Source organism: Dermacoccus sp. NHGro5 (genome assembly GCF_017565385.1).
In the GTDB taxonomy this organism is placed as follows: Bacteria; Actinomycetota; Actinomycetes; order Actinomycetales; family Dermatophilaceae; genus Dermacoccus; species Dermacoccus nishinomiyaensis.
The window spans coordinates 86,297-99,304 of sequence record NZ_JAGEKQ010000001.1 but is presented as its reverse complement, the minus strand read 5'-3'; the positions used below and the strand labels follow the sequence as shown (position 1 = coordinate 99,304).

Annotated in this window: 12 protein-coding genes; 8 read left to right on the top strand and 4 right to left on the bottom strand. The window is 69.2% G+C overall.

The features are described from left to right. Positions 1-159: 159 nt before the first annotated feature. The 5 genes from J4Z35_RS00475 to J4Z35_RS00455 all read left to right on the top strand — a co-directional run bounded on the left by J4Z35_RS00475 (position 160) and on the right by J4Z35_RS00455 (position 5,043). Positions 160-2,541, top strand: coding sequence for a transglycosylase domain-containing protein (locus J4Z35_RS00475; RefSeq protein WP_208065260.1), 2,382 nt, complete (start codon positions 160-162; stop codon positions 2,539-2,541). 138 nt (positions 2,542-2,679) lie between these two features. Then, entirely contained in the window at positions 2,680-2,835 is a 156-nt protein-coding gene (locus J4Z35_RS00470; protein WP_118914533.1) for a DUF4177 domain-containing protein, read from the top strand. Positions 2,836-2,838: 3 nt separating this feature from the next. Then, complete coding sequence (locus tag J4Z35_RS00465) at positions 2,839-3,303, top strand: RidA family protein (protein ID WP_144707617.1); 465 nt, start codon at positions 2,839-2,841, stop codon at positions 3,301-3,303. Between the two features lie 8 nt (positions 3,304-3,311). Continuing rightward, a complete protein-coding gene (locus J4Z35_RS00460; RefSeq protein ID WP_208065259.1) occupies positions 3,312-4,208 on the top strand; it encodes an NUDIX domain-containing protein in 897 nt (298 codons plus the stop codon). 13 nt (positions 4,209-4,221) lie between these two features. Next, complete coding sequence (locus tag J4Z35_RS00455; RefSeq protein ID WP_208065258.1) at positions 4,222-5,043, top strand: MBL fold metallo-hydrolase; 822 nt, start codon at positions 4,222-4,224, stop codon at positions 5,041-5,043. Positions 5,044-5,115: 72 nt separating this feature from the next. Here the strand turns inward: J4Z35_RS00455 and J4Z35_RS00450 are convergent, their stop codons facing one another. Further along, entirely contained in the window at positions 5,116-5,793 is a 678-nt protein-coding gene (locus J4Z35_RS00450; RefSeq protein ID WP_006943962.1) for a Crp/Fnr family transcriptional regulator, read from the bottom strand. 215 nt (positions 5,794-6,008) lie between these two features. Between J4Z35_RS00450 and nth the strand changes: the two genes are divergently transcribed. Next, positions 6,009-6,842, top strand: a complete 834-nt coding sequence (gene nth / locus J4Z35_RS00445; protein WP_006943929.1) for an endonuclease III — start codon at positions 6,009-6,011, stop codon at positions 6,840-6,842. After that, positions 6,842-7,522 (top strand): CoA pyrophosphatase, encoded by a 681-nt coding sequence (locus J4Z35_RS00440; protein ID WP_243754727.1) that lies wholly within the window; start codon positions 6,842-6,844, stop codon positions 7,520-7,522. The genes nth and J4Z35_RS00440 overlap by 1 nt, the downstream gene beginning before the upstream one ends. Positions 7,523-7,649: 127 nt before the next feature. On the opposite strand, the gene J4Z35_RS00435 is transcribed toward J4Z35_RS00440, so the two are convergent. The 3 genes from J4Z35_RS00435 to acs form a co-directional block, all read right to left on the bottom strand. After that, entirely contained in the window at positions 7,650-8,054 is a 405-nt protein-coding gene (locus J4Z35_RS00435; RefSeq protein WP_006943992.1) for a phage holin family protein, read from the bottom strand. Positions 8,055-8,206: 152 nt separating this feature from the next. After that, complete coding sequence (nhaA, locus tag J4Z35_RS00430; protein WP_243754726.1) at positions 8,207-9,574, bottom strand: Na+/H+ antiporter NhaA; 1,368 nt, start codon at positions 9,572-9,574, stop codon at positions 8,207-8,209. A gap of 310 nt (positions 9,575-9,884) precedes the next feature. Beyond that, positions 9,885-11,834 carry an acetate--CoA ligase gene (gene acs, locus J4Z35_RS00425; protein WP_208065256.1) on the bottom strand — a complete coding sequence of 650 codons (1,950 nt, stop codon included), beginning with the start codon at positions 11,832-11,834 and terminating at the stop codon, positions 9,885-9,887. Positions 11,835-12,057: 223 nt separating this feature from the next. Here acs and J4Z35_RS00420 point away from each other — a divergent pair, with 223 nt between their 5' ends. Next, positions 12,058-12,918: a hypothetical protein gene (locus tag J4Z35_RS00420; RefSeq protein ID WP_208065255.1), complete on the top strand. Its 861-nt coding sequence runs from the start codon at positions 12,058-12,060 to the stop codon at positions 12,916-12,918. Positions 12,919-13,008: the final 90 nt, after the last annotated feature.

The following is a 13,008-nucleotide window of genomic DNA, read 5'->3' as shown; positions in this document are numbered from 1 at the left end:
TGCGCCACGTGCAAAAGTTGCTATACGCACAGTAGGCGTGGTTACTGGTGAGTTTCCATGGGGATTGAGTACCAAAAACGTTAGTACACGCGGTCGGCGCGGGGCGCGCCGAACCGCGCCTCGAAGGCTTTGACAGGCTGCTCCGATACGCTAAGCGGCATGCGTGGAAAGTCTCCTGGCCCCGATGCGTCGGCGAAGAAGCAAGCCTGGAAGAAATCTGACGGTGGCGGTCAGCGTTCTGCGATGGGCTCGGTTCTCAGCCTCCTCGGCGCGTTCGTCGCCACCTCGATGGCGCTGGGCCTGCTCTTCGCGGGCCTGCTCATCCCCGCCACGGGCCTCGCGGGCGCGAGCGTCAAGGGTGGCGTCAAGGAGTTCGACGACATGTCGGGCACGCTCACCGAAAACGCCTTGAGCCAGCAGTCGAAGATCCTGGCGAAGGACGGCTCCGTCATCGCCGCCCCGTACGACGAGAACCGCATCGTGGTGCCGTCGTCGGCCATCCCCAAGGTGATGAAGGACGCTCAGGTCGCCATCGAGGACGAGCGCTTCTACGAGCACGGCGCCCTCGACCAGCGCGGCCTCGCACGCGCCGTGGCCTCGAACCTCGTGTCGTCGAGCACGCAGGGCGCCTCGACGCTGACGCAGCAGTACGTCAAGGTCGCGGCCCAGCGCGCCGCGATCGAGAGCGGCGACAAGGCAGAGGCTAAGAAGGCCGTCGCGCAGCACGGCACCGACGCCTACGTCCGCAAGATCAAGCAGCTCAAGATGGCGGTCGAGCTGGAGAAGACGCACACGAAGGATCAGATCCTCACGAGCTACCTCAACCTCGTCTTCTTCGGTGACGGCACGTACGGCATCGAAGCCGCCTCCCAGCATTACTTCGGCCACCCGGCGAAGGATCTGACGCTGCCCGAGGCCGCGACGCTCGCGGGCGTCGTCAACCTGCCGGGTTCGACCGACCCGGTGCACAACCCGAAGGCCGCGGTGAAGCGCCGCGACATCGTCCTGCAGAAGATGATCGACCAGGGCAAGGTGAGCGAGGCCGAGGGCAAGGCGGCCATCGCCAGTCCACTCAAGACGAACGTCACGAACGTCGCCGGTGGCGGTGGCTGCCAGGGCAGCAAGTACCCGTACTTCTGCGACTATGTCACCGACTGGGTCGCCGACCAGCCCGCGCTCGGCGCGAACCGCAAGGAGCGCCTCGCCAAGCTGAAGACCGGCGGCCTGACGATCCAGACCTCGCTCGACCCGAAGAAGATGTCGGCCCTCGACTCGAACCTCAAGAAGCGCGTTCCCGTCGGCAACGGCGCGGACGTGCAGGCAGCGGGCGTCATCATCGAACCCGGCACAGGTCTCGTCCAGGCCATGTCGCAGAACGCCAAGTACGACGTCGCCGGATCGAACCACTTCTCCACGTCCGTCGACTGGGTCCGCTCGGGCTTCCCCATCGGCTCGACGGCGAAGATCTTCGCCATCGTCGAGGCGATGCGTCAGGGCCGCGCCGTCGACTCGACGGTGAACGTTCCCGCCATGAACGGCACGAAGGGCGGGCGCCCGGTCTACAACTTCACGTCGAAGACGTTCCCCGGCCAGTGCGGTCAGGGTGCCGGCAACTGGTCCGTCGGAAACGACCACCCGGTGTCGCCCGGCCCGATGAGCCTGAGCAAGGCCACTGCCGAATCGGTCAACACCGCCTTCGGAGCCCTCGTGGCGTCGCTGGGGCCGTGCAAGGTGCGGGACACCTTCAAACTCATGGGTGTTCAGGCCCGTGACCTCAACACAGGCGGGTGGCGCGACATCCGTCGCGACCCCTCGTCGATCGTGCTCGGCTCCGACTCGTCCTCGCCGATGATGATGGCCAACGCGTTCGCCACCGTCGCGGCGGACGGCAAGTACTGCGCACCCCGCCCCGTCGTCTCGATCAAGCAGGCGAACGGCAAGCCGGTGGCGCTCAAGGTCGAGGCGTGCAAGCAGGTCATCAGCCAGCAGGAGGCTCGCGGAACGGCGAAGATCTTCACACACGTATTCGACAGCGACGGCACCGCCTCTGATGCCAAGCTGGCCGACGGGCGGGAAGCTTTCGGCAAGACCGGTACGGTCGACGGATCCCTGCACACGTGGTTCGTCGGCTCGACGAAGCAGCTCTCCACGGCCGTCTGGGTGGGGCGCGGTTTCGACAACAAGAACCCGATCAAGAATGTCTCCATCGGGGGCAAGCACATCGGCACCTTCCTGTACGGCGGTGACATCGCGGCGCCGGTGTGGAAGGAGACGATGGACACGATCTCGAAGGGCATGCCCAAGGCGAAGCTCGCCGAACCCGACAAGGCGACCAAGCAGGGCGACGAGGTGAGTGTCCCCGACGTCAAGGGCAAGAGCGAGGCGGAGGCGAAGTCGACACTCGAGAAGGCCGGTTTCCTCGTCACCGTGTCGAAGCAGAACTCCGGTGACGTCTCCGGCGGGCAGGCGTTCAAGACCGACCCTGCGGCCGGCCAGAAGCTCGGCAAGGGCAAGAAGATCACGCTGTACGTCAAGCCCTGATCGTCAGGTGCTGGGCGCCGACTGACGCAGGCTCGCGAGGCCCACCCCGTCCTGGGGTGGGCCTCGCGCCGCCAGGGGGTGGGGTCTGCCTCGGGGCGCTTCGACCGTGATGGTGGTGGGTGGCTCTAGGGTGGAGGCATGCAGAAATGGGAATACTTCACCGCGCCGATCATGATCCACGCCACGCAGCAGATCCTCAACAACTTCGGTGAGGACGGCTGGGAGCTCGTGCAGATCGTGCCCGGCCCCGACGGCAACGGTCTCGTCGGCTACTTCAAGCGCCCCAAGGCCTGAGCGATGAGCGCGATCGAGAAGCGTCTCGCGGAGCTCGGGTTCGAACTGCCCGAGGTCGCAGCGCCCGTCGCCGCGTACGTCCCGGCGGTTCGTGACGGCGACCACGTCCACACCTCCGGCCAGTTGCCCATGGTCGCCGGCAAGCTGCCGCTGACGGGCAAGGTCGGTGCCGAGGTCAGCGCCGAGCAGGCCAGCGAGCTCGCTCGTACGTGTGCGCTCAACGCGCTCGCGGCGATCAAGAGCGTCATCGGCGACCTCGATCGCGTGACGCGCGTCGTCAAGGTCGTCGGGTTCGTCGCCAGCGACCCGTCGTTCACGGCCCAGCCGGGCGTCGTCAACGGCGCCTCGCACCTGCTCGGCGATGTCTTCGGCGACGCCGGCGTGCACGCGCGCTCGGCCGTCGGCGTGGCCGTCCTGCCCCTCGACGCACCGGTCGAGGTCGAGATCACCGTCGCCGTTCGCGACTGAGGGACCCCGTGACCACGTCGTCGCAGGTGCGCGAGTTCCCGATCGGGCCGTTCCGCGAGTCGGCCATGCGCTGGCTCGACGCCGTCGGCCGGGGCGAGCCGGGCGACGAGGCGACGCCCTCGCAGGCGGCTACCGTCATGCTCGTGCGCGGTGAACCGCTTGAGGTCTTCATGATCGAGCGCGCCTCGACGATGGACTTCGCGCCGTCGACGTGGGTGTTTCCCGGTGGGCGGGTCGACGCAGCCGATGAGGACGTCGTGAAGGCCGGGTTGCTCGACGGTTTCGACGCCGAGGACGCGGGGCGCGACCTCGGGATCGACGCCGACGCGGCAGGCGCCGTCGTCGTGTGCGCCCTGCGGGAGTTGTTCGAGGAGGCGGGCGTGCTGCTCGTCGACACGAACGTACGCGGGAACGCAGTCGGCGACGGAGCCGACGCTGGGCTCGCAGCTGAGACGGATGGCCCAGCCGAGGCTGCGGGGCCTGACGTCGAGCTACGCACGCGCCTCGAGGCGCACGAGGTGACGTTCGTCGACGTGCTCGCCGGGCGGCGACTGCGCGCCGACCTCGTCGCGGCCGTCGACCGCTGGATCACCCCGCCGTTCGAGAAGCGACGCTTCGACACGTGGTTCTTCACGGCGTTGCTGCCGGAGGGCGCCGTCGCCGATGCCGTCTCGCGTGAGTCGCAGCGTGGCCGCTGGGTGCGCCCGCGGGAGATGCTCGACGAGATGGCGGCCGGTCACGTCCGGCTCCTGCCGCCGACCCGCACCGGTCTGGAGAGGCTGACGCGCGCCGTGAGCGCGTCCGAGGCCCTGACGCAGGCGCGAGCTGCAGCGTTCGAACCGACCCGTCCCGAACCGCTCATGGGCCCCGACGGCCCGTACCTGCGAGCCCGTATCAACCTCTGAGGGAGCACCTTCCGTGACCGACCAGGCGACCACGCATCCACTGCCCCCTGGCGTGCTTCACGTGCGCTGCGACAACCCGAGCGCAATGACGCTGAGTGGCACGAACAGCTATGTCATCACGCGAGCTGACGGCGTTGCCGACGGCGGCGAGCGCGCGCTCGTCATCGACCCGGGGCCGGACGAGCACGGGCACGTCGGTGCACTCGTCGACGCGGTGCGCGGCGTGAGTAACGTCGGCGTCCTGCTCACGCATCATCATGACGATCACGAGGGCGGCGCGGCGAGGCTCGTCGAGCTGCTGTCCGAGGCGGGGGGCTCGGCGCGCGTCTGGGGCGGCGACCAGGGTATCCCGCTCGTCGACGGGCAGATCTTCGACGACGTCCAGGTCGTCTTCGCGCCCGGTCATACTGCGGATTCGGTCGGGTATGTGCTCGAACGCGACGGCGATGTCGTGCTGTTCAGCGGCGACACGCTGCTCGGCGGCAGCAGTTCGTTCATCGCCCACCCCGACGGCGACCTCACCGACTACCTCGTGACGCTCGACGTGCTCGAAGCGGCCCTCGAGGCAACCCCCGGCGCCGTGCTGGCACCCGGGCACGGCGACGTCGGCGGCGACGCCCTCGCCGTCATCGACGCATACCGGCATCACCGCAACGAGCGGCTCGACGAGGTGCGGGCCGCGCTCGCCCAGGCACCGTCCGACGCTGATGACGCCGCGCGCGTCGACGCCGTCATCGACGGTGTGTACGGCGGCGTCGACGCGGCCCTGCGCCCCGCCGTCGAAGCCGTCGTCGCGGCGCAGTTGGCGCATCTGATGCGTATTGGCGAAGTCTGAATCAAGCGCTGACGGACGTCGAAGGCCGCCCCACCGATTCGGTGGGGCGGCCTTCGCCGCGTGGGGGAAGCCTCAGCGAGCGCGTCGCTGCAGACGCTCGACGTCGAGCAGCGTGACGGCGCGTGCCTCGAGCTTGAGCCAGCCGCGTCCGGCGAAGTCGGCGAGGGCCTTGTTGACCGTCTCGCGCGAGGCACCGACGAGTTGCGCCAGCTCCTCCTGCGTCAGGTCGTGTGCGACGAGGACTCCACCGTCGACCTGACGGCCGAAGCGGCTCGCCAGGTCGAGCAGCGCCTTGGCGACGCGGCCGGGAACGTCGGTGAAGACGAGGTCGCCGAGCGCCTCGTTGGTGCGGCGCAGGCGGCGCGCGATCGAACCGAGCAGCTTGACGGCGACCTCGGGGCGCGTCGAGACGAACTCGGTGAGCTCGGCGTGCCCGAGCCCGACGAGGTCGGTGCCGGCGACGGCGGTCGCCGTCGTCGTGCGGGCGCCCGGGTCGAAGAGGCTGAGCTCACCGAACATCTCGCCGGGGCCGAGTACGGCGAGCAGGTTCTCGCGGCCGTCGGGGGAGCGGCGGCCGAGCTTCACCTTGCCGGAGGTGATGACGTAGAGCCGATCGCCGGGCTCGCCCTCCTCGAACAGCACGTCACCACGTTCGATGCGCGCACGCGACATGCGCTGAAGAAGAGCCTGCGCATCCTCGTCGCTCAGCGCAGCGAAGAGGGGGGCCTGACGCACAACATCGATGTCCACCTCTCCATCCTGCCACGTTTCGCGTGACGGGCCGCACAGCACAGCTGTTTACTGCTGGGCGACGTGATGTGACGGCCCCCACCCACGGGCCGTCGGAGGGGGTTGTCAGCGCTGCGTTCTAGGGTGTGAGCATGAGTTCTTCCCCGTCCGTTCCGGCCGGCGACGCTGGCCCGGCGGCCTCCTCGTCAGGGCCCTCGACGTCGCCCGCGCGCAGGATGCCGCGTCGTGCTGCCGCGCGCCCCGAGACGCACACGGCGCTCGTGCGACAGGCGCGTCGCATCTACCGCACGCTCATCGCCCAGTACCCGTACGCGCGAGCCGAACTCGACTTCGAGTCGCCGCTCGAACTGCTCGTCGCCACCGTCATCTCGGCGCAGACCACCGACGTCGGCGTCAACAAGGTGACGCCGGTGCTGTTCGCGCGCTACCCCGACGCCGCGGCGCTCGCGGGCGCCGATCCGGCCGAGATGGAGGAGATCCTGCGTCCGACGGGGTTCTACCGGGCCAAGACGCGCGCCGTCATCAAGCTGAGCCAGGACATCGTCGAGCGCTTCGACGGTGAGGTGCCCGGCCGGCTCGACGACCTCGTGACCCTGCCCGGCGTCGGCCGCAAGACGGCGAACGTCGTGCTCGGCAACGCGTTCGGCGTGCCCGGCATCACCGTCGACACGCACTTCGGGCGGCTCGCGCGCCGGTTCGGGTGGACGACGTCCGAAGACCCCGTCAAGGTCGAGGCCGAGGTAGGTGCGCTGTTCCCGAAGAAGGACTGGACGATGCTCAGCCACGTCGTCATCTTCCACGGCCGACGCATCTGCCACGCCCGTCGCCCGGCGTGCGGGGTGTGCCCGGTGGCGCAGTGGTGCCCGTCGTTCGGCGAGGGGGAGATCGACGCCGATGCAGCCCGCAAGCTGCTCAAGTACGAACTGGCCGTGCCGAAGGGCGGTGAGGCCCTCGTCGGCCTCCTCGTCGACGGCGCCGAACCTGACGCCTCGTTCTCGACCGGGCATCGAGGAACTCCGACCGTCCCGCGGCACTCGGGGCTCGCGTGATGACGGACGCGCCCGAGGCGCCGGCTTGGTTGCATCGCGTCCACGAGCTCGGCTCGTCGGACCGGCTGCGCGGTGCCTGGCCGTCGCCGGAGCCCGGGGCCCGTGAGTCGGCCGTCCTCATCCTCTTCGGGCCGACGGACGGCGCGCTGGCGGGGCTCGAGTCGCTCGACGAGCAGGGCGGGGGCGTCGATGTCGTCCTCACCCAGCGCGCGGATGCGATGCGCACGCATGCGGGGCAGGTCTCGTTTCCCGGCGGGGGAGTCGAGCACGACGACGCAGACGCCGTCGCCACAGCGCTGCGTGAGGCGCACGAGGAGATCGGTCTGTCGCCGGCGGGCGTCGAGGTGCTCGGAGCGCTGGCACCAGTCGCGCTGACGGTGACGAACTTCGCCGTCACGCCGGTGCTGGCGTGGTGGCAGCAGCCGTCGCCGGTCGCCGCGCTCGACCCGATCGAGGTGGCACACGTCGCGCGGGTGCGCGTCAGCGACCTCGTCGATCCGGCCAATCGCCACACCGCGACGCATCCGCGCGGTTTCGCCGGGCCGGCGTTCACCGTCGACGGGCTGTACGTGTGGGGTTTCACAGCGTTCCTGCTCGACGCCGTGGTCACCGCTGCGGGGCTCGCCCGCGCCTGGAACACCGGTGACCGCCGCCAGGTGCCGCAGCGGTTCCTGCGCTGACGTCGGCGGTCGCCTGGAGCGGTGGCGTTCCTGGGGGCGTCCAGATCATGCGGGTATGACGAAGGCGGCCCCCCGCATGGGGAGCCGCCTTCGTCGAGCGTCCGACGTGAGGGTCAGACGTGGTGGATCACTTGGCGGGCTTGATGGCCGCGACCGTCGCCTGCGCGTTCTCGATCGTCTTCTCGGGCTTGCCCTTGATCTTCTTGAGGGCCTTGATGCCGATGAGCGCGAGCACCGCGGCGACGACGGCGAGGATGCCGGCGACGATGAGGAATCCGGCCCACGGGTTCCAGCCGAAGATGTTCGACAGGCCGTAGGCGAGGGACGTCAGCAGGAAGCCGAGCATGAAGAGTGCAAGGACGCCCGCCGCAGCGAGCATCCCGCCGCCCTTGCCGGCCTTCTGCGCATCCGCCTTGATCTCGACCTTCGCGAGGTCGATCTCACCCTTGACGATGTTCTGCAGGTCGGTGGTGGCGTCCGAGACGAGCTGACCCAGCGTGCGCTCGGTGCCTCGCGTGGTGTTGAGAGCCATGGGGTTTTCTCCTGTCAGCAGGCACTCGCTCGAGCTCGAGTGAGGTGGCCTGGCGCGTCAGACAATTCGTACTTGCCCCACAGACTACCGATTCGTGGGGTTTCGCGCCCACCGGGCCACAGGATGAGGCGTGTCGGTGGGCTGCGGGCGGGTCAGGCAGTGCTGGGGCGCTGGTAGACGTCGGGGATGCCGTCGTGGTTGTCGTCCCGCTCTTCCTCCTCGGCGAGCTGGGCGTAGACGCGGTTGCGTCGTGCCAGCACGATGCTGGCGAGCGCAGCCGACAGCAGGCTGCCGAGCAGGACGCCGATCTTGACGTGGTCGTCGGAGGAACTGCCTGATCCGAACGCGAGTTCACCGATGAGCAGGCTGACGGTGAAGCCGATGCCGCCGAGCAGGCTGAGGCCGAAGACGTCGCTCCACGTGAGGTTGTCGTCGAGTTCGGCGCGTGTGAACTTGCTGACGAGGAACGTGCTGCCGAAGATGCCGACCGCCTTGCCGAGCACGAGCCCGGCGATGACGCCGATCGTCACGGCGTCCGTCAGCGTGTCGGTGATGCTCGTGCCGACGACGGTGACGCCCGTCGAGAAGAACGCGAAGACGGGCACCGCGAAACCGGCGGAGTAGGGGTGCAGGCGCTGCTCCATGCGGTCGGCGATCGCGTGCTTGCCCTTGACCGGCACGAGCAGGCCGAGGACGACACCGGCGATCGTCGCGTGGATGCCCGAGTTGAGCACGCACACCCACGCGGCGATGGCGAGCACTCCGAGGACGACGGGGTTCTTGAGGCCCCGCTGAACGGCGACGCCGAAGAGCGCGATCGGCACGATGGCCGCGACGAGCCACGTCAGCGAGAAGCCGTGGCTGTAGAAGATCGCGATGATCGTGATGGCGATGAGGTCGTCGACGACCGCGAGGGTGAGCAGGAACGAACGCAACGCCGTCGGCAGGTGCGAGCCGATGACGGCGAGCACCGCCAGCGCGAACGCGATGTCGGTGGCCGTCGGGATCGCCCACCCCTGCGCGCCGTCGCCACCGGCATTGATGGCGGCGTAGATGAGAGCGGGGACGGCGACGCCGCACACGGCCGCGATGACGGGAACCGCCGCAGCCGAGGGGTTCTTGAGATCGCCGACGACGAACTCGTGCTTGAGCTCGAGGCCGACGACGAAGAAGAACAGTGCGAGCAGACCGTCGGCCGCCCAGTGCGCGACGGACATGTTGAGCCCGAGGAAGTTCGGGCCGATGTGCGCGTCGCGCAGCACCTCATAGCTGTGGCTCCACGGCGAGTTCGCCCACGTCAGCGCAGCCACGGCAGCCATGAGCAGCAGGACCCCACCGATGGTCTCCGTCTGGAGCAGTTCCTTGACGCGCCTCGCCTCGGGCCACGTGCCGCGGGTGAACATTCGCTTGGCCATGCGACCTGCCGTCGCGACGGGGGCTTGGTGCGCGTAGGTCTTGAAGTCCTCGAACTCCGGCGGCTCGTCACTCATCGGAGGGAGGGGGTTCTTGTTGCCGGGCATGGGCGGCTCCTCGGGGGTAGCGCTGAGCAGGGGCACCCGGTGGCTCGTGAGCACTCCTCGGGCGGCCGACCAGACTTCCCGGCACACCAATTGCTGAGAATTCTAGGGGAGTTCGCCCCACGTCCGATCCGACGTCCGGTGCGCGGGACGCCCCTGCCCCCGTCCAACTGGCCCCACCACGCGATGGCGGGTAACTCAACGCCGGCAGGCAAGTGCCCGCCTACCTGTGAGTTACCCGTCATCGTGAGCCGGTGAGCCGGTGAGCCGGTGAGCCGGTGAGCCGGTGAGCCGGGGTGCCGGAGGCGAAGAGCTACTTCTTCAACCCCGCCTGGATCTGAGCCATGACGCTCGGGTCGGCCAACGTCGTGGCGTCACCGGCTTCACGGCCCTCGGCGACATCCTTGAGCAGGCGTCGCATGATCTTGCCCGAACGGGTCTTCGGCAATTCGTCGACGACGAGCACCTGTCGCGGCTTCGCGATCGGCCCGATCTGATGACCGACGTGCGTGCGCAGCTCCTGGACGAGCTCGTCGCGGGCTGCGTCTACGGCGTAGTTCTCACGCGATTCTTCGCGCAGGATGACGAACGCGCAGACGGCCTGGCCGGTCGTCTCGTCCGCGGCGCCGACGACGGCGGCCTCCGCGACCGTGTCGTGGCTGACGAGCGCCGACTCGATCTCGGAGGTCGACAGGCGGTGACCGGATACGTTCATGACGTCGTCGACGCGGCCGAGCACCCAGATGTTGCCGTCCTCGTCGCGCTTCGCGCCGTCACCGGCGAAGTACATGTCGGGGAAGCGCGACCAGTACGTGTCCTCGTAGCGCTGACGGTCGCCCCAGATGCCGCGCAGCATCGACGGCCACGGGTCGCGGATGACGAGGTAGCCGCTCTCGCCGTTCGGCACGCTCTTGCCCTCTTCGTCGACGACGTCGGCGGTGATGCCGGGCACGGGTGCCTGCGCCGAACCGGGCACGAGCGCCGTGACGCCGGGCAGCGGCGACATCATGATCGCGCCAGTCTCCGTCTGCCACCACGTGTCGACGATCGGGGCCTCACCCGCGCCGATGACGTCACGGAACCACATCCACGCCTCAGGGTTGATCGGCTCGCCGACCGAGCCGAGCACCCGGATGCTCGACAGGTCGTACTCCTGCGGGATCTCCTCGCCCCACTTCATGCATGTGCGGATCGCCGTCGGCGCCGTGTAGAAGATCGACACCTTCTTGTCGGCGATGATCTCCCACCAGCGACCCTGATGCGGGGTGTCGGGCGTGCCCTCGTACATGACCTGCGTCGCGCCGTTCGCGAGCGGGCCGTATGTGATGTAGCTGTGGCCGGTGATCCAGCCGACGTCGGCGGTGCACCAGTAGACGTCCGTGTCGGGGTGGACGTCGTGGACGACGGCGTTCGTGTACGCCGCCTGCGTCAGGTAGCCGCCCGAGGTGTGGAAGATGCCCTTCGGCTTCCCCGTCGTGCCCGAGGTGTAGAGGATGAACAGCGGGTGCTCCGCATCGAAGTTCTCGACCTCGACGACGGGTTCGGCGGCCTCGAGCGCCTCGTCCCACCACATGTCCTTGTCACCCATCGTGACGTCCTCGCCGGTGCGCTTGACGACGAGTACGCGCTGCACGCTCGTCTCCCCGCTGACGGCCTCGTCGACGGCCGGCTTGAGCGCGCTCGGCTTGCCGCGGCGATAGCCGCCGTCAGCGGTGATGACGACCTTCGCCTCACCGTCGGCGATGCGGGTGCGCAGCGCGTCCGCCGAGAAGCCGCCGAAGACGACGGAGTGGACGGCGCCGATGCGCGCGCACGCGAGCATCGAGATGACGGCCTCGGGGATCATCGGCAGGTAGATCGCGACGCGGTCACCCGCTTCGACGCCGGCGGCGCGCAGAGCTCCGGCGGCGCGCTGCACGCGCTCGGTGAGGTCGGCGTACGTGATGGCCTGCTCGTCGCCCGGCTCGCCGACGAAGTGGATGGCAACGCGCTCGCCGTTGCCCGCCTCGACATGGCGGTCGGCGCAGTTGTAGGCGACGTTGAGCTCACCGCCGACGAACCACTTCGCGACGGGCGCGTCGGACCAGTCGAGGACCTCGTCGAAGTCCGTGCTCCAGGTGAGGCGCTCGCGGGCCTGCTTCGCCCAGAACGCGAGGCGGTCGGCGCCGGCCTCTTCGTACAGCGACGCCTGGCCCACAGCCTGGGCCGTGAAGGCCTCGCTCGGGGGGAAGGGGCCGGGCGTGGGGTCGGGGGTTTCGCTCATGGCGGGCGCTCCTTGCTTCGTCTCGGACACTCCGGCGTCGGCCGCCGAGCGGGCGGGCGCCGGGCCTGCTCGCGCTCGGATCGGGGGAGGCCCCGGATCGTCGGCGCGATGAGGTGTGGATCACAGGCGTCATGCCTTTTCTATCGCATCGCCCGGGTGGCGCGTCGAGGGCGGTTCGCATACTGACGAGTAGCAAACGTGGGGCGCTGAGTACGCTTGCGCCATGACTGCGACCGTCGACGCCGTGCGTGCCCTTGCCGACCTGCCCGAGGTGGGCGAGAGCGTCGATCGTGCCCGTGAAGCCTGCACCGAACTGCGCTGGCACAACGCGTTGCGACGACGCATCCCGCAGGCCGCCGCCGAGTCGCGTGTGCGCGGGGCGCGGGCCAGCGCCGCGCTGGACGGCGCCGAGGTCTCCGTCGACGTCGTGCGTGAGCTGGTCGTCGGGCTGACGTCGTGGCCCGAGGAGCCCGACCCTCTCGAGCGGGCGCTGCGCGGCGCGGTGCAAGCCACCGCCGAGACCGAGCATGCCCGGGACCTCGTGCTGACGTCCCCCGCTCAGGCCCTCGCGCGCCTCCACGTCGCCGTCGCGGGGTCGTCGGCGGGTGTCGATCTGTCGCCCGACGCCGTCGGTCGACCCCGTCGTGATGACGAGGTGTGTGCCGAACTCGTCGAGGTCGGAGCGCCCGTGCCGGCGCTGGAACTTCCCGCGCGGCTCGGGGGTCTCTATGAACTCGTCGCGTGCCATGACAAGGCGCCGGTGGCGGTGGTCGCCGCCCTCGTTCATGCGGAGATCGCGACGATGCGGCCCTTCGTGCGCGGCAACGCGATCGTGGCGCGAGGTTTCGAGCGGGCCCTCGTGCAGGCCGCCGGGCTCGACCCGACGGGAGTCTGCGTGCCCGAGGTCGGCCATCTGCGCGAGGCGAGCGCGGGATACGTCGGGGCGCTCGCGGCGTATGCGACCGGCTCGGCGGACGGGGTTCGCCTGTGGCTGACGTTCTGCGTCGGCTCGTACGAGCGGGGCGCGCGTGAAGGCATGCGCATCGCGGACGCGGTCCTCGCCGGGCGGCTCGGCGAATTCTAGGCAATTGTCACCCACTTCAGGGTGGAGTCTTGGTTTAATGTGGGTGAAGTCTCAGTAAAATCAACAGGTTCGGGCTTGGATTAGTGTGCC

Excerpts from the sequence above, each read along its gene's own strand:
- J4Z35_RS00475 (WP_208065260.1), top strand. The coding sequence starts at position 160 with ATGCGTGGAAAGTCTCCTGGCCCCGATGCGTCGGCGAAGAAGCAAGCC.
- J4Z35_RS00470 (WP_118914533.1), top strand. The coding sequence starts at position 2,680 with ATGCAGAAATGGGAATACTTCACCGCGCCGATCATGATCCACGCCACG.
- J4Z35_RS00465 (WP_144707617.1), top strand. The coding sequence starts at position 2,839 with ATGAGCGCGATCGAGAAGCGTCTCGCGGAGCTCGGGTTCGAACTGCCC.
- nth (WP_006943929.1), top strand. The coding sequence starts at position 6,009 with ATGCCGCGTCGTGCTGCCGCGCGCCCCGAGACGCACACGGCGCTCGTG.
- J4Z35_RS00440 (WP_243754727.1), top strand. The coding sequence starts at position 6,842 with ATGACGGACGCGCCCGAGGCGCCGGCTTGGTTGCATCGCGTCCACGAG.
- J4Z35_RS00435 (WP_006943992.1), bottom strand. The coding sequence starts at position 8,054 with ATGGCTCTCAACACCACGCGAGGCACCGAGCGCACGCTGGGTCAGCTC.
- nhaA (WP_243754726.1), bottom strand. The coding sequence starts at position 9,574 with ATGCCCGGCAACAAGAACCCCCTCCCTCCGATGAGTGACGAGCCGCCG.
- acs (WP_208065256.1), bottom strand. The coding sequence starts at position 11,834 with ATGAGCGAAACCCCCGACCCCACGCCCGGCCCCTTCCCCCCGAGCGAG.
- J4Z35_RS00420 (WP_208065255.1), top strand. The coding sequence starts at position 12,058 with ATGACTGCGACCGTCGACGCCGTGCGTGCCCTTGCCGACCTGCCCGAG.